The sequence below is a fragment of the Actinokineospora globicatena genome, from assembly GCF_024171945.1.
In the GTDB taxonomy this organism is placed as follows: Bacteria; Actinomycetota; Actinomycetes; order Mycobacteriales; family Pseudonocardiaceae; genus Actinokineospora; species Actinokineospora globicatena.
The window spans coordinates 778,931-794,429 of sequence record NZ_JAMTCR010000005.1; the positions used below are offsets into that span (position 1 = coordinate 778,931).

16 protein-coding genes are annotated in these 15,499 nt (G+C 69.7%); 15 read left to right on the forward strand and 1 reads right to left on the reverse strand.

Annotated features, from left to right (window positions below):
- The first annotated feature begins 73 nt into the window (after positions 1-73).
- The 14 genes from LV79_RS27315 (at position 74) to LV79_RS27380 (ending at position 13,584) form a co-directional block, all read left to right on the forward strand.
- Positions 74-352 (forward strand): acyl carrier protein, encoded by a 279-nt coding sequence (locus tag LV79_RS27315; RefSeq protein WP_253841088.1) that lies wholly within the window; start codon positions 74-76, stop codon positions 350-352.
- On the forward strand, positions 345-593 hold the full coding sequence (locus LV79_RS27320) for a hypothetical protein (RefSeq protein ID WP_253841089.1): 249 nt from the start codon (positions 345-347) through the stop codon (positions 591-593). The genes LV79_RS27315 and LV79_RS27320 overlap by 8 nt, the downstream gene beginning before the upstream one ends.
- Positions 586-1,728 carry a beta-ketoacyl-[acyl-carrier-protein] synthase family protein gene (locus LV79_RS27325; RefSeq protein ID WP_253841090.1) on the forward strand — a complete coding sequence of 381 codons (1,143 nt, stop codon included), beginning with the start codon at positions 586-588 and terminating at the stop codon, positions 1,726-1,728. Before LV79_RS27320 ends, LV79_RS27325 begins: the two co-directional genes overlap by 8 nt.
- Entirely contained in the window at positions 1,725-2,282 is a 558-nt protein-coding gene (locus tag LV79_RS27330; RefSeq protein WP_253841091.1) for a beta-ketoacyl synthase chain length factor, read from the forward strand. Before LV79_RS27325 ends, LV79_RS27330 begins: the two co-directional genes overlap by 4 nt.
- 33 nt (positions 2,283-2,315) lie before the next feature.
- On the forward strand, positions 2,316-3,944 hold the full coding sequence (locus tag LV79_RS27335; RefSeq protein ID WP_253841092.1) for a class I adenylate-forming enzyme family protein: 1,629 nt from the start codon (positions 2,316-2,318) through the stop codon (positions 3,942-3,944).
- Positions 3,941-5,203 carry a beta-ketoacyl-[acyl-carrier-protein] synthase family protein gene (locus LV79_RS27340; RefSeq protein WP_253841093.1) on the forward strand — a complete coding sequence of 421 codons (1,263 nt, stop codon included), beginning with the start codon at positions 3,941-3,943 and terminating at the stop codon, positions 5,201-5,203. The genes LV79_RS27335 and LV79_RS27340 overlap by 4 nt, the downstream gene beginning before the upstream one ends.
- A gap of 29 nt (positions 5,204-5,232) precedes the next feature.
- Positions 5,233-5,769, forward strand: coding sequence for an L-2-amino-thiazoline-4-carboxylic acid hydrolase (locus LV79_RS27345; RefSeq protein ID WP_253841094.1), 537 nt, complete (start codon positions 5,233-5,235; stop codon positions 5,767-5,769).
- 144 nt (positions 5,770-5,913) lie between these two features.
- On the forward strand, positions 5,914-6,990 hold the full coding sequence (hppD, locus tag LV79_RS27350) for a 4-hydroxyphenylpyruvate dioxygenase (RefSeq protein WP_253841095.1): 1,077 nt from the start codon (positions 5,914-5,916) through the stop codon (positions 6,988-6,990).
- Between the two features lie 35 nt (positions 6,991-7,025).
- Positions 7,026-7,937: a phytanoyl-CoA dioxygenase family protein gene (locus tag LV79_RS27355; protein WP_253841096.1), complete on the forward strand. Its 912-nt coding sequence runs from the start codon at positions 7,026-7,028 to the stop codon at positions 7,935-7,937.
- A gap of 45 nt (positions 7,938-7,982) precedes the next feature.
- Positions 7,983-9,935: an FAD/NAD(P)-binding protein gene (locus tag LV79_RS27360; RefSeq protein ID WP_253841097.1), complete on the forward strand. Its 1,953-nt coding sequence runs from the start codon at positions 7,983-7,985 to the stop codon at positions 9,933-9,935.
- Positions 9,936-9,975: 40 nt separating this feature from the next.
- A complete protein-coding gene (locus LV79_RS27365; protein WP_253841098.1) occupies positions 9,976-10,452 on the forward strand; it encodes an acyl-CoA thioesterase in 477 nt (158 codons plus the stop codon).
- Between the two features lie 42 nt (positions 10,453-10,494).
- Positions 10,495-11,274 carry an enoyl-ACP reductase FabI gene (gene fabI, locus LV79_RS27370; RefSeq protein WP_253841099.1) on the forward strand — a complete coding sequence of 260 codons (780 nt, stop codon included), beginning with the start codon at positions 10,495-10,497 and terminating at the stop codon, positions 11,272-11,274.
- Positions 11,275-11,286: 12 nt separating this feature from the next.
- Positions 11,287-12,219 (forward strand): LipP1 family hormone-sensitive lipase, encoded by a 933-nt coding sequence (lipP1, locus tag LV79_RS27375; RefSeq protein WP_253841100.1) that lies wholly within the window; start codon positions 11,287-11,289, stop codon positions 12,217-12,219.
- 42 nt (positions 12,220-12,261) lie between these two features.
- Positions 12,262-13,584 carry an aminotransferase-like domain-containing protein gene (locus LV79_RS27380; protein ID WP_253841101.1) on the forward strand — a complete coding sequence of 441 codons (1,323 nt, stop codon included), beginning with the start codon at positions 12,262-12,264 and terminating at the stop codon, positions 13,582-13,584.
- Between the two features lie 67 nt (positions 13,585-13,651).
- Here LV79_RS27380 and LV79_RS27385 read toward each other — a convergent pair whose 3' ends face one another.
- Positions 13,652-14,740 carry a substrate-binding periplasmic protein gene (locus LV79_RS27385; RefSeq protein WP_253841103.1) on the reverse strand — a complete coding sequence of 363 codons (1,089 nt, stop codon included), beginning with the start codon at positions 14,738-14,740 and terminating at the stop codon, positions 13,652-13,654.
- Between the two features lie 129 nt (positions 14,741-14,869).
- Between LV79_RS27385 and LV79_RS27390 the strand changes: the two genes are divergently transcribed.
- Positions 14,870-15,475 carry a DUF5701 family protein gene (locus LV79_RS27390; protein WP_253841104.1) on the forward strand — a complete coding sequence of 202 codons (606 nt, stop codon included), beginning with the start codon at positions 14,870-14,872 and terminating at the stop codon, positions 15,473-15,475.
- The last annotated feature ends 24 nt before the right edge of the window (positions 15,476-15,499 follow it).

Here is a 15,499-nt window from a genome sequence, read left to right on the forward strand (position 1 = left end):
CCACCCCGGGTCGGCGCACGGTCGGCCGCGCCCGCGTCCGGGTGCGGCCGAGTTCCGCCACGAGAGGAAGACCATGAGCACCAAGGAAGAAGTCCGCGCGTTCGTCATCGACGCGCTGGTCGGTCTGCAGTACGCGACCAAGGACGTCCCCGGCGACACCCAGCTCGGCCCGGCCGGGCTGGACCTCGAGTCGCTGTCGATGGCCGAGCTGACCGTGCAGCTGGAGGACCGGTTCGGCGTCAAGATCGACGAGGACGAGATCGAGCAGGTCTCGCTGATGACCATCGACGAGTTCGTCGCCGATGTCGCGGGCAGGCTGGAGCCGGTCGCCGAGGGCAGCGTTCGTGAGTGAGACGACCGCCGCGCCCACCCGCGAGGACGTGGTCGAGATGATCTCCGGCTACCGCGCCCAGGTGTCCAAGGGCGACACCGAGGAGCTCGACTCGCTGGAGCTCGCGTGGCTGCTGCACCAGGCCGAGCAGCGCTACGGGGTGGAGCTCGACCTCGACGACGCCGACCTGTCCCGGATGCACACCGTGGCCGGTGCCGCGCAGGTGCTCGCCGACCTGGTGGGTGGGCGCGGCGATGGCTGAGGCGCACGGGGCCGGTGGCGCGGACGTGGTGGTCACCGGGTTGGCCGCGATCGCGGGCACCGGGTGGGACCTGGCCGCGCTCGGCGAGCGGACCGCGGCGGGCGACCCCGCGTTCACGCCCGTCACCCGGTTCGACGCGGGTCGCTACCGCACCGACCTGGCCGCGCAGCTGCCCGGTGACCCGGTGCTGGCCGACGAGCTCGTCGCGATCCTCGACCGGGCCTGCGCGCAGGCCGGGTTGGGCGCCGACGAGCGCGTGGTCAGCCCGCTGCTGGTCGCCGTGCACGGTGACCCGGCGGTGGCGCGGCTGCCCGAGTCGGACCGCACCGGCCCCGGCGCCATCGCCGACGCCATCGCGCGCCGGGCCGGTCTCGGTCCCGCGCCGAGGGCGTACATGACCGCGTGCGTCGCGGCGAGCACGGCGGTCGCGGACGCGGCCACGATGATCTCGCACGGCCGCGCCCACCGGGTCGTCGTCGCGGCGGGGTACCTGGTGGAGCAGGACAACTTCGCGCTGTTCGACGCGGGCCGCTCGTTGGCCACCGACGGCCACGTCCGCCCGTTCTCCGCGGGCAGGCAGGGCATGCTGCTCGGCGACGGCGTGGCGGCGGTGGTGCTGGAGTCGGCCGAGGAGGCCGCGCGGCGCGGCGCGACCCCGGTCGCCAGGATCGCGGGGTGGGGCCGGGCGGGCGACGCCCACCACATCACCCAGCCCGACCCCGAGGGCGGCGGCATGACCAGGGCCGTCACCGCGGCGCTGCGCAAGGCGGGCCGGGTGCCCGCCGACATCGGCTACATCAACGCCCACGGCACCGGGACCGCGCAGAGCGACGCCGCCGAGGCGGCCGCGCTGCACCGCGCGCTCGGCACCGAGGCGGCCAGGATCCCGGTGAGCTCGTCGAAGTCGGTGCACGGCCACACGCTGCAGGCGGGTGGGTTGTTGGAGCTGGCGGTCACGGTGCACGCGCTGCGCACCGGGCGGCTGCCGGTCAACGCCGGGTACGCCGGTCCCGACGAGAGCCTGGGGCTGAACCTGGTGCTGGGGCGACCGTGGGAGCGCGAGGTCGACCACGCGCTCACCGTCAACTCCGCTTTCGGCGGCGCTAACACGGCATTGGTGGTGGCACGGGTATGACCACGACGACGGACACCGCACTGTCTGTTGTGGATTTGTCCACGGTGGACGGTCTGACGGTGCTCGCCGAGGCGCGTTTCCCCGGGGCGGACCCGTCCCGGCAACCGGCGCCGCTACCCGGGTTCGTCAGCTCGTCGTTCGCGCCGCTGATCGCCCAGGCCGCCGACGACTGCCTGCGCCAAGTGCACGGCGAGGCCCCCGCGCCCGCCGACCGCGGCGACCGCACCGCGGTCGTGGTGGTGAGCGTGCGGGGGGACCTGGGCACCGCGACGGCGGTGGCCGCCGCGATCGAGGCGGGCAAGCGGATGCCGCCCATCCTGTTCTTCCAGTCCGTGGCCAACTCCGCGGCGGGCCGGGTCGCGGTGACCTGGGGCCTGCGCGGGCCGGTCGTGTGCACCAGCCCGGTCGGCGACCCGCTCGCCGACGCGCTGGCCGTCGCCGACCTGCTCGTCGTCGACGAGGCCGCCGACGAGGTGCTGGTGGTGCTGGTCGAGCAGGGTGCCGAGCAGGCGACCGCGCTGCTGCTGGGACACCGCGCGCCCACCACCGAGTAAGACGCGCCCCCGAACCGACCAGAGGAGTACGCAGTGACCGTCAAGACAACCAGGGCGCAGCTGGCGGCCGATCCCGACCTGGGCATCGGCAACGTCCTGAGCACCCTCGTGCGCAGCGGCTACGGGCTCGACGAGCCGACGCTGAGCTTCGACACCGACGTCGAGGGCCACCCCGCCTGGGAGGCGCTGACCCTGCGGCAGCTGGAGTTCCTCGTCGCGGGCCGCGCCTCGGTGTTCCACGCCAAGGGGATCCGCCCGCGCGACCCGGTCGCCATCTACGTGACCGCCTCCGCGGACCTGGTGCTCAACTACCTCGCGTTGGCGCGCATCGGCGCGATCCCGGCGCTGGTCAACAAGAACCTGCCCGGCGCGACGGCGGCGGTCTACATCACCCGGGTCCGCCCGGTCGCGGTGCTCACTGACGCTGCGCACCGCAGCGCACTGGGCGACGGCGTCGAGGGCGTCGAGCTGTTCATCGACGTGACCGAGCTGGTCAACGGCGACCCCGCCGCCGCGCCCGAGCAGTACCGCCACCACGCCGACGACCCGGTGGTGATCACCCACTCCTCGGGCACCACCGGCATGCCCAAGGCGGTCGTCGCCTCGCACTCCAGCCTGTTCGCCTCGGTCCGCCACCGGCTGCGCCTGCCGCGCGCCCAGGGCGTCGACCGGATGCTGTCCGCGCTGCCCGCCAACCACGCCGCGATCGTCATCGCGACCAGCCTGGCGCTGAGCAACCGCTCGCAGCTGCTGTGCCTGTCCGAGCAGTCCGGCGCCAAGGTGCTCGCCGCGGTCGACCGCTGGAAGCCGACCTGCGTGCTCGGCTTCGCCGCGACCTGGCCCGAGCTGGTCTCCGAGGACCTGACCGCCTACGACGTGTCCTCGGTGCAGTTCTGGTGGAACACCGGTGACTGCGCGCACGAGGCGCACATCCGCAGGCTGATCTCGGTCGGCACCCGCACCGTGGTCAGCGCCCAGGGCGTGAGCCAGGTGACCGGGTCGGCGTTCATCGACGGCCTCGGCTCCACCGAGATGGGCCACTCGCAGTTCTTCATCACCCACACCCCCGACACCGACCGCTACGGCCGCTGCATCGGCAAGCCGCACGCGTTCGCCGACATCGCGGTGCTCGACGACAACGGCGACAAGCTGCCCGTCGGTGAGGTCGGTCAGCTCGGGGTGCGGTCGCCCACGCTGGCGCCGGGGTACTGGAACGACTCGGTGACCACCTACCGCAGCAGGCTCGCGGGGTACTTCCTCACCGGTGACCTCGCTTACCGCGACGCGGAAGGGTTCTACTACCACGTAGACCGCGCCGTTGACGCTATCGACCTCGGTGAGGGCAAGCGGCTCTACACCGCGCAGTCCGAGGAGCGCGTGCTCGCGACCAACCCGGACGTGCTCGACTGCACTGTCGTCGCGGTCAAGGACGACAGCGGCCAGGTGGTCTCCGCGGTGCTGCTGACCCTCAACGCGGGCGCGGACACCTCAGTCGACCGGACCGAAGCGGTGAAGGCGGCGCTACCTGAGTACGTCGCCGCGACCATCCGCGAGGTCGTCGTCGTGAACGAGGACGACATCCCGCGCGGAGCGACCGGCAAGGTCCGCAAGGTCGTCCTGCGCCAGCAGCACGTCGACAAGCTCCGCGCGGTGACCGCGTGAGCGCCCCCGGCCGCACGGCGGTCATGACCGGGATCGGCATGATCACCCCGGCGGGGCGCGGCGTCACCACCACCTTCGACGCGCAGAGCGAGGGCCGGTCCGGCATCGTCACCCCGCCGCGCGACCACGTGGTCGCGACCTGGATCGAGAACGCCGGTGTGGCACCGGACGTGGACCCGGCGACCATCTACGACCGCGCGGACCCGTGCCTGGACCGGTACGTGCTGCTCGCCTTGGCCGCCGCCGACGACGCGATCGCCGACGCGGGCATCGCGGTGGGCGACAACGCCGACCCGCACCGGATCGCGACCGTGGTCTCTAGCGGCGGCGGCGGGCTTCTCACCTACGAGGACCAGTCGGCCTCTAGGCGCGAGAAGGGCCGCACCGGGATCAGCCCGTACATGATCCCCGGCATCCTGCCCAACATGGCGGCCGCGCGGATCGCGCTGCGGTTCGGTCTACGCGGCTACAGCGCCGCTATCGCTACCGCGTGCGCCGCGGGTGCCCAGTCGATCGCGGAGGGCCTGCGGTTGATCCGCGCGGGCGAGGCGGACGTAGTGGTGTGCGGTGGCACTGACGCGCCGCTGCACCCGAGCATCGCCACCGGCTTCGTCAACGCTCGCGCTACCGCCAACGGTTGGGCTGACCCGACCCAGGCGAGCCGACCGTTCGACAAGGGCCGCAACGGCTTCGTGCTCAGTGAGGGCGCGTGCGTCGTAGTGCTGGAGAGCGTCGCCCACGCCGAGGCGCGGGGAGCGGCGGGATACGCGGACATCATCGGCTGGGGTGGCACTACCGACGCCCACCACCTCACCGCGCCGCGCGCCGACGGTGAGGGCGCGGCCGAGGCGATGCGCAAGGCCATCGCCGACGCCGGGCTCACCCCGTCCGATGTGGACTACATCAACGCGCACGGCACCAGCACCAAGCGCGGCGACGTCGCCGAGACCAAGGCCGTGCACGACGTGTTCGGCGCGGACAGCCCCGCGGTGAGCGCGACCAAGTCGGTCATCGGCCACTCGCTGGCCGCGGCGGGCGCGATCGAGGCGGCGGTGACCGCGCTGGCGATCGCCAAGGGCGCGCTGCCGCCCACGTTCAACCTGACCGACGTCGACCCGCGCTGCGACCTCGACCACGTGCTCGACAAGCCGCGGCAGGGCCCGGTCTCGGTCGCGCTGTCGAACTCGTTCGGGTTCGGCGGGCACAACATCAGCCTCGCGGTCGGCCCGACCAGCACCACGGCGAAGCGGTTCGGCTGAGCGTCGGCGCGAGCGGCGGAGGGAACGCGATGAGTGGGACGGAAATCGAGAACGGCCGGGTCGAGAGCGACACCGACGCCGATCCGGGGCCACCGCCGCTGCACGAGTTCTGGTGGCTGCACGACGCCCGGTGGTACCAGGGGGTGTTGCGCAGGTTCGGCCAGGAAGCGGCCAACGAGATCAACGCCGAGGCCATTCGGTTCGTGTTCCGCCGAATCGCCCGCTGGTACCGCCACCAACACGGTCTGGATTTCCGCACCATGTCGGTGGACGAGTTCGTGAAGTGGTTCGGCGAAATCCCCAAGATCTCCTGGAACCCGGCGATGATGGTCGCCGAACACGCGGTGACCGGGGACAACGAGTGGGAAAGCGTGATCACCAAGAACTACGCGCTGAAGATGTTGGCCGCCGCGCGGGCGCTGGAGGGGTACGACTGCCCCTGTCCGCAGATGCGCGAGGGCTGGTTCGAGGGAATGGGTGTGGCGGTCCGTGACAGCAGGGTGTCGTGCGTGCGCACCGGTGGTGAAGTGTGTCGATTCCATGCGGTAATGGACCAGGGGTCATGACGATTGTGGTAAACATGTTCTAGAGCCGGGTCGGCCTTCCCATCGACGAACACCGTGGTTGATCGCATCAACCAGGGGTGTTTCCGTCTGCCGCCCAAACCTGGTGTGGTCATCGGTAACCGAATCATTCCCGGAGGGGGATCAATGGATATCCAGGACATCGACCACGTCGAGCTCTACGTCGGTGACGTCCAGCAGTCGGCGTTCTACCTGTGCACCGCGCTCGGGTTCCGGGTGGCGGGGCAGGGCGGGCCGGAGACCAGCCTGCCCGACGACCGGTCGTTGCTGCTGCGGCACGGCCGAATACAGCTGCTGCTCACGTCGGGCCTCAACCCGCGCAGCGCCGCCGCCCAGTACGTGGCCCGCCACGGCGACGGGGTGTCCAGCCTCGCCTTCACCGTGGCCGACGCGAAGGCGGCCTTCGAGCAGGCCGTCAGCCGGGGCGCGACCGCGGTCGTCGAGCCGGTCACCCACACCGACGGCGAGACCAGCGTGACCATCGCCGAGGTCATCGGCTTCGGCGACGTGCGGCACCGGTTCATCGAGCGCCACGGCGAGCGCGACGAGTTCCTGCCCGGCGTGATCGGCATGCTGACCCAGGACGTCGAGGAGGGCGACACCCTGCTCGACATCGTCGACCACATCGCCGTCTGCCTGCCCGCGGGCACGCTGGCCAAGACCGTCCAGTTCTACCAGGACGTCTTCGAGTTCGACCAGATCTTCGAGGAGTACATCGAGATCGGCGACCAGGCGATGGACTCCAAGGTCGTGCAGAGCAAGTCGACCAAGGTGACCTTCACCCTGATCGAGCCGGACGCCAGCCGCCGCCCCGGCCAGATCGACGACTTCCTGGCCCGCCACGACGGCGCGGGCGTGCAGCACCTGGCGTTCCTCACCGACGACATCGTCGGCTCGGTGGAGACCTTCGCCGCGCGCGGCGTGCAGTTCCTGTCCACGCCCAGCGGCTACTACGACGCGCTGCAGGAGCGCCTGGGCCGGGTGGACCTCGGGGTGGAGGCGCTGCGCCGCACCAACGTGCTCGTCGACCGCGACCACTGGGGCGAGGTCTTCCAGATCTTCACCCGGTCCATCCACGCCAGGGGCACCTACTTCCTGGAGGTCATCGACCGCCACGGTGCCAAGACCTTCGGCAGCGGCAACATCCGCGCGCTCTACGAGGCCGTGCTGCGCGCCTCCGAGAGCCCCGCGACCGCGGGCTGAGCAAGCACACACAGGGGATAGAGGGGAACACCAGCGTGACCACGCAACTGCGGACGTTCGACCTTACCGACGAAGAGCTCGCGTTAGTGCCGACCGACGAAGAGGTCCAGTTCTACGCCGAGCACGGGTGGTACCTGAGCAAGAAGCTGTTCACCGACGAGGAGATCGACACCCTCGTCAGCGCGAGTGAGGCGTACTACGCCGGGCACCGCGACCGCACGCTCCCGTCGCACCCGGCGCGCCTGGCCTACTGGACGCCCGAGAAGGGCGACGTGCAGCGGCACAACGACTACGTCCACTACGAGGACGACACCCTCGGCGCGATCCTGCGCAAGCCGCTGCTCGGCGCGGTCGCCGCCCGGTTGGCCGAGGCCGAGGAGATCCGGGTCTTCCAGTCGACCCTGATCTACAAGCAGCCCAAGCCCGACGAGGTCACCAACATCGTCCCGTGGCACTTCGACAAGCACTACTGGTCGACCTCCACCTCGGAGAAGATGCTGACCGCGTTCATCCCCTTCCACGACTGCCCGGAGGAGATGGGCACGATCACCATGGTGGACGGCAGCCACCTGTGGAAGGAGATCGGCGACAACGACACCACCAACCGGCACTTCGCCGAGCGCGACCGCTCCGAGCTCGACCAGATGCTCGAGGACAACGCGGCGTTCAACAACGTCGAGGTGCGCAAGGTCCCGATGGAGATCCCCAAGGGGCACGTGAGCTTCCACCACTGCAAGACCTACCACGGCAGCGGCGCCAACGTCAGCGACCGCCCGCGCCGCGCGATCTCCCTGCACCTGCAGGACGGCGACAACGCCTACCGCGACTTCCGCACCTCGGACGGCTCGCCGGTCAACTACAACCACGACTTCCTGGTCCGCAAGACCGAGGCGGGGACGCCGGACTACGCCGACCCCGAGTACTGCCCGGTGACCTGGAAGTCCTGACCCCGTCGACCGATGGGGTGGCAGCGCCCCGGTGAGAGGAACGAGATGTCCCCGAGTGGTGACCTGTCGCGCACCGGCCGGATCGCCGTGTGCGTGGTCGGCATGGGCCCGCGCGGCCTGTCGGTGCTGGAGCGGATCTGCGCCAACGCCAGGGACGCCCCTCGGGTGGAGCTGACCGTGCACGTGGTCGACCCGCACCACCCCGGCGCGGGCGATGTGTGGCGCACCAGCCAGGACCGGCAGCTGCTGCTGAACACCGTCGCCTCCCAGGTGTCGATGTTCACCGACGAGAGCGTCGACCTGGCCGGGCGGCTGGAGGTCGGACCGAGCCTCTATGAGTGGGCGCGGTTCTTGGTCCTGATGGGCAACTCCGAGGGCTATCCCGAAGAGGTGCTGGCCCAGGCTCGTGAGCTCGGACCGGACTCTTACCCCTCTCGGTCGTTCTATGGGCACTACCTCAAGTGGGTGTTCCGTCGCGTAGTGCGGCAGGCTCCCGGCACGGTGCGGGTGGAGGTGCACCGCTCCAAGGCGGTGTCCCTCGAGGACGCCACCGGCACCGTTGACGGGCCGCAGACGGTCCTGCTGGAGGACGGCACCAGGCTCGATGACCTCGCCGCGGTCATCTTGGCGCAAGGGCACGTGCCGGTCCGGCCTAGCGCGTCGGAGCAAGCGTTGTCCGCTTACGCTGCCGAGCACGGCTTGACGTACGTCCTGCCGTCCAACCCGGCGGACGTGGACCTGTCGTCGATCCAGCCCGGTTCGGCTGTCGCGCTGCGCGGGCTCGGTTTGAACTTCTTCGACCACCTCGCCCTCTTCACTCTGGGGCGTGGGGGCCGGTTCGAGCGGGTCTATGGCCGGTTGGTCTACCGCCCGTCGGGTCGCGAACCTCGTCTGTACGCGGGTTCCCGCCGTGGTGTGCCGTACCACGCGCGGGGCGAGAACCAGAAGGGCCCGTCCGGTCGCCACGACCCGTTGGTGATCACGCCGGAGGTCATCGCGGGACTGCGGGCGCAGAACGGGATCGACTTCCGGACCCAGCTGTGGCCGTTGATCGCGAAGGAGACGGAGACGGTCTACTACGCCACGCTGCTCGCCGAGCGTGAGTGCGTGTGTGTGGCAGACCGGTTCCGTGAGCGCTACCTGAGCAAGGCGTGGGGTGACCCTGCCGAGGCTCTCTTGCTCGACGAGTTCGGGGTCCCCACCGGTGACCGTTGGGACTGGGAGCGCATCGCGACCCCTTATCGCGGTCAGGTGTTCGCCGACCACGACGCGTTCCAGCGGTGGTTGCTGAACTACCTCAGCGCCGATGCCGCCCAAGCGCAGCAGGGCAACCTCAACAACCCGCTGAAGGCCGCCTTGGATGTCATGCGCGACCTGCGCAACGAGATCCGGCTGGTCGTCGACCACAACGGCCTCAGCGGACAGTCGCACCGGGACCACCTCGACGGGCACTACACCCCGCTCAACGCGTTTCTGTCGATCGGCCCGCCCGCGGCCCGCATCGAGCAGACCGTCGCTCTTATCGAGGCGGGCGTACTGCACGTGATGGGGCCGGGCGTGCGTTTGCGCGTAGACCCTGACGATCCGGGATTCGTGCTGGAGTCCCCTGCGGTGCCTGGGTCCGTAGTGCGCGCGACCGTGCTCATCGAGGCCCGGCTGCAGGAGATCGACCTGCGGCGGACAGCGGACCCGTTGCTGGGCAAGCTCTTGGCGAGCGGTCAGTGTCGACTGCACAAGGTGGGGGAGTACGAGACCGGTGGCCTTGCCGTCACCGCTAGGCCCTACCGGATCATCGACGCCGACGACCGTCCACACCCGCGCCGGTTCGCCTTCGGTGTGCCGACCGAGTCCGTGCACTGGGTGACGGCGGCGGGCATCCGCCCGGGCGTGAACTCGGTGACCCTGGGTGACTCGGACGCGATCTCCCTGGCCTGCCTCGATCTCGCCGCCCCCGCGGTGGCCCCGGTCGTCCCGTGCGCGGCGGTGGGCGCGGGATGAAATCGGCAAACAATCCGCACGACCGTGCTAGATTAGCGCCATGACCGAGACACCGCTGCGCAGTGGTCTGTCCGCCGATGTCGAGCCCGGCACGTTCCGGCACGTCAGCCGGGTCTTCTTCGACGAGCTGGACCCGATGGGCGTGCTGCACAACGCCAGGTACGCCGTGCACGTCGAGCGCGCGACCGCCGCGTTCTTCGAGAGCAACGGCTTCACCTGGGAGGCCTCGATCGAGGACAACCCGGACAAGTTCCACGTGGTCCGCCGCTTCGAGGTCGACCTGGAACTGCCCTACCTGGGCACGGGTCCACTCAACGTGGACCTGTGGCTCGACCACCTGGGCACCACCAGCCTGCGCTACGGCTTCCGCTGCGCGGGACCCCAGGGCCAACCCCACGCGAGCGGCCTGCGGTCGGTCGTGAAGATCAACCCCAAGACGCTGCGGCCGGAGCCGTGGACCGACCGGTGGCGCGAGGCGCACCTGGCGGTCCTGGGCCCGGCCCGCGCCGCGGGCTGACCCGAGCCCAGCCGGGCTCGCCAGAACCACGGAGGACTGCCAGTGCCCGGACTGCTCGACGGCAAACGACTGCTGATCACCGGGGTCATCACCGACTCGTCGATCGCCTTCGAGGTGGCGCGCTACGCCGCCGAGCAGGGGGCCACGGTCATCCTCACCGGGTTCGGCCGGATGTCGCTGGTCGAACGGCTGGCCAAGCGGCTGGGCCCGGACGTCCCGGTCATCGAGCTCGACGTCACCGACGCCGACCAGCTCGCGGGCCTGGCCGACAAGGTCCGCGAGCACGTCGACGGCCTGGACGGGGTGCTGCACGCGATCGCGTACGCCCCGCCCACCTGCCTCGGCGGTGAGTTCAGCCAGGCGCCGTGGGACGACGTGCAGACCGCGGTGCACGTGTCGACGTACTCGTTCAACTCGCTCACGGCCGCCTGCCTGCCGCTGCTCGGCCCCGGCTCGTCGGTCGTCGGCCTCGGGTTCGACGGGCAGGTCGCCTGGCCCACCTACAACTGGATGGGTGTCGCCAAGGCCGGGCTGGAGGCCGTCACCCGGTACCTGGCGCGCGAGCTGGGACCGCGGGGCATCCGGGTCAACCTGGTCAACTCCGGTCCGCTGCGCACCAAGGCGGCGGTGTCCATCCCCGGGTTCGCCCAGCTCAAGGCCGACTGGGACAGCCACGCCCCGCTCGGCTGGGACCCGCACGACGCGCGCCCGGTCGCCACGTCCGTGTGCGCCCTATTCTCCGACCTGCTCCCCGCCACCACCGCCTCCGTGCTCATGGTCGATGGCGGCGTGCACGCCATGGGCCTGGCCATGGGCTCCTGAGAGGACCCCGACATGCCACTGGACCCGCAGGTCGCCGCGATGCGCGAGCGCAAGGTCGCGCAGGACACGCCGCCGCTCTACACGCTCTCGCTGGCCCAGGCCCGCGCCGACGACCTCGCCTCTATCCAGGCCGCCGGGGGGACGCCCGAGCAGGTGGGGTCGGTCGTCAACGACTCTTACCCCGGACCGGACGGGGAGATCCCGATCCGCGTCTACCGGCCGGATGTCGAAGGTCCGCTGCCGGTGCTGTTCTACTTCTTCGGCGGTGGTTGGACTCTTGGCACCATCGACACCTCTGACGCCATCTGCCGCCGCCTGACCAACGCCGTCGGGTGTGTGACCGTCGCCGTGGGGTACCGCTTGGCGCCGGAGCACCGATTCCCTGCCGCGCTAGAGGACTGCTACGGCGCCGTGGAGTGGTTCGCCGCCAACGGTTCCCGCTACGACGCGGACGTCAGCCGGATCGCGGTCGGCGGGGACAGCGCGGGCGGCAACCTCGCTGCGGTCGTCTCCCTGATGTCGCGCGACAGGGGCGGACCGCAGCTACGGGCCCAACTGCTCGTCTACCCGAACACGGACTACACGGCGTCTTCCGGCTCTATGGCCGAGAACGTGGACCCGGCGTTCTTCAACAACCGTTCCGTTGCGTGGTACTGGAGCCACTACCTGGCAGACCCGCCGTCGGAGGGCATGGACCCGCGCGTGTCGCCGTTGCGCGCTGCCGACCACACAGGCCTACCGCCCGCTCTTGTCATCACCGCCGAGTACGACCCGCTACGCGACCAGGGCGAGGCCTACGCGCGCAAGCTGTCCGCCGCAGGCGTTCCCGCTGAGGTGAGCCGCTACGACGGTATGGTGCACGGCTTCTTCGCGATGGCCGGTGACTTCGCGGCGGGGGAGCGGGCGCAAGAAGAGGCTGCTGCTTTTTTGCGGAAATTCCTGTAGTCAGATGCCGTAGTGGGTTGCCCGACAGCGAGGGGTGCAGGCGTGTCAGTAGAGACCATGTCGGGGGTGCTGCTGCGGGCGGCCGACCTCCACGGCAGCGTCACCGACCCGGGCATGGAGTCGATGAACTTCCTCAACGAGGTGGTCGGCCGGTTCCCGGACGCCATCTCGTTCGCCCCCGGGCGGCCGTACGAGGGGTTCTTCGAGACCAGCCAGGTGTTCGACTACCTCAAGGCGTACACGGACTACCTGGAGCGCGAGCGCGGGTTCACCCCGGCGCAGGTGCGGACGAACATCTTCCAGTACGGCCGCACCAACGGGCACATCCACGACCTCATCGCCCGCACTGTCTCGAACGACGAGGGGATCGAGGTCTCGCCCCAGTCGGTCGTGGTGACGGTCGGTTGCCAGGAGGGCATGCTGCTCACCCTGCGTGCCCTCTTCGCCGGCCCGGACGACGTGCTGCTGGTCAGTTCCCCCTGCTACGTCGGCATTACCGGCACCGCGACCGTCCTGGACATCCCGATCCACCCGGTGCCTGAAGGTCCGCACGGCGTTGACCCTGCCGCGGTAGCTGCAGCCGCGGCTGAGGTGCGTGCCCAGGGTAAGAGGCCGCGTGCGATGTACCTGGTGCCGGACTTCGCTAACCCGTCCGGTTCCAGCATGCCGGTAGAGGCACGCGAGGAGCTGCTGCGCGTCGCCGAGCAGGAAGACCTCTTGCTGCTAGAGGACAACCCGTACGGCTTCTTCCTCCGCGAAGGCAACCCGCGCCCGACACTTAAGGCCCTCGACCGCGCCAAGCGCGTCATCTACCTGGGCTCCTTCGCCAAGACCGGCTTCCCCGGCGCCCGCGTCGGCTACGTCCTGGCCGACCAACCCGTCGCCGCCCTCGACGGCACCGTGGGCGTCCTGGCCGACAGCCTCTCCAAGATCAAGAGCATGACCACCGTCAACACCGCCGCCCTGAGCCAGGCGGCCATCGGCGGCATGCTGGTCCTGGCCGACTGCAAGCTGCGCGACGCCAACGCCCAGGCGATCGACTTCTACCGCACCAACCTCCAAACGGTCCTCGACCAACTGGAACACCACTTCCCCGCCGACGTCCGCGCGTCCCTCGGCATCTCCTGGAACGCCCCAGAAGGCGGCTTCTTCCTGGTGGTCAAGGTCCCCTTCCCCGCCAACGACGCCGCCCTCCACCGAGCCGCCGGCGACTACGGCGTCCTCTGGACCCCCATGAGCTACTTCCACCACGACACCGCCGGAGACCACCAACTCCGCCTCTCCTGCAGCGCCCTGGACCCCGACACCATCGTCGAGGGCATGACCCGCCTGGCCCGCTTCATCAAGGACTCCAGCGCCGCGTGACCCCTGAACGCCCGGCCGCTCCCGGCCGGGCGTTCACCGCGGTTTCGTCCACGGTGGGTGGATCTGGTCAGCTGCTCGGCTGCATGCAGGTGGGCAACGGGATCGGTGGCTGGTGCCCACGTGGGTCGTACACCGAGGGGAGATTCTCCGGTATGTGTCCCATCCACTCGTTCTCGATGAACTTCCTGATCTTCAGGTTCAGCTCCTCGCACAGCTTGGGGCGGTTGTTGGGAATACCGATCCCATAGCGCTCCGGGCCGATCTCGAACCGGGACGGGGTGCCGTACCCCTCGATGTTGCGCGAGAGCTCCGACAGGATCGAGGCGTCGGTCGAGACTGCCTTGACGATGTCGTCGGGGTTCTTCATCCGGGTGACGCAGTCCATCAGGGACGCGCCCTCGACCGGCCGCCACCCCTTGTCGGTCAGTCGCTCGCTTGCCCGTGCCCCCTTGGTCACGCACACGGTGCCCTTGGGGATCTCGTCGAAGCTGTTCGCTTGCTCGTAGGTGAAGAAGCCCTCGGTGTCCTGGTAGTACGGTCCGGCGAAGTCGATCACCTTCTCCCGCGGCTCGGTGATGGAGAAGGTGGAGATCACCAGCTTGATGTCGTCGGGCTTGCCCAGGTACTCGGCGAGCCGGTCGACCCTGGCGTCGAGCGAGTCGAGTTCGACCAGGTCGAGTTCGAATCCGTATTCCTCGGCCAGGAACTTGATCAGTTCACGGTCGAACCCGATGCCGTGCTTGTCCTTGGTCGCGGTGTTCCACCCGGGGTACTTCTCGCTGGTGACACCGATCTTGACCCGTCCGGAGAGGTACTTGAGCGGGTCCTCCTCGCGGGAGAACCAGTACACCAACCCGGTGGTCAGCAGGATGGCGGCGGTCAACGCGGTGGCGATGGTCAGCTTGCGCCGTCGTCGGGGGTTGCGCTTGGCGACCGCGCGCGGGGTGCTCACCGTCAACAGCAGCGGGACGATCACCGCCGCGACGTTGACCGGGATGACGATGATCGCGGCGACGTCCCCGCCCCACTTGGGGTTGACCAGCAGCCATGTGGTCACCGACATCGTGGCCACCGCGATCGGCAGGATCCAGTAGAGCTGGCCGCGCATGGGCCTGCTCGCCTCGTCGTCCTCGGCCTGCGGCACTTCGGTGGTCACAGCGGAACCTCCCAGCTCTCTTGGCGCTCAGATCGTTCGCTGTACGGTTGCCGTTACCCGGCGGCGCGGGAACCTTGGAGGCGGGTGGGGCGTTGTGGTAGGGCTGTTCGACGCACTTCGGAGGTATTTGTGCCCTTCCCGCCGCTCGACAGGCAGATCCAGCGACTCGATGAGCTGGGTGTCCTCGAACTGGCCCAGCTTTCCGCGCGTGACCTTGACGTTCCCGACATCGACAACGCCCTGCTCGTGGTGCACCCCGATCGGCTCAAGACCTCGGTGTTGGCGCCGCACCTGCGGCACAAGGACAAGCCGGGGTTCGTGGTGTTGGACATGCCGGACCTGGACGACTTCACCCCAACGGTGGAACTTCCGGACAAGCCGGTCTACGTCATCACCGACATCGACCGGGGGGACGGCATGGCCAACTGGACTCCTGAGGACGCGCTGCCCGAGATCACCGGCGCCGGTCGCACGCCGTTGACGGTGGGGGAGGGCGTGCAGTGGCTCTTGCACCAGCCGGAGGCTCTAGAGCGAACGCGCTGCTTTATGACCATCGCGTCGCGGTTGCGCAAGCCGGATGGCAAGTACGACACCAGGACCCCGGCGATCTGGATCAGCAACGGCATGGGGCGTGACGGCAGGGGGCACAAGGACGCGCCCAAGGTCGGCTGGTGCTGGTGGGGTAACCGGCACACCTGGCTCGGGTTCGCGTCCGCCGCCAAGCGCACCGCCTGAGTTGTTGGACATCCGTACACGTAC

Coding starts and splice junctions, on each gene's coding strand:
- LV79_RS27315 (WP_253841088.1), top strand. CDS start 74: ATGAGCACCAAGGAAGAAGTCCGCGCGTTCGTCATCGACGCGCTGGTC.
- LV79_RS27325 (WP_253841090.1), top strand. CDS start 586: ATGGCTGAGGCGCACGGGGCCGGTGGCGCGGACGTGGTGGTCACCGGG.
- LV79_RS27330 (WP_253841091.1), top strand. CDS start 1,725: ATGACCACGACGACGGACACCGCACTGTCTGTTGTGGATTTGTCCACG.
- LV79_RS27345 (WP_253841094.1), top strand. CDS start 5,233: ATGAGTGGGACGGAAATCGAGAACGGCCGGGTCGAGAGCGACACCGAC.
- hppD (WP_253841095.1), top strand. CDS start 5,914: ATGGATATCCAGGACATCGACCACGTCGAGCTCTACGTCGGTGACGTC.
- LV79_RS27360 (WP_253841097.1), top strand. CDS start 7,983: ATGTCCCCGAGTGGTGACCTGTCGCGCACCGGCCGGATCGCCGTGTGC.
- LV79_RS27365 (WP_253841098.1), top strand. CDS start 9,976: ATGACCGAGACACCGCTGCGCAGTGGTCTGTCCGCCGATGTCGAGCCC.
- lipP1 (WP_253841100.1), top strand. CDS start 11,287: ATGCCACTGGACCCGCAGGTCGCCGCGATGCGCGAGCGCAAGGTCGCG.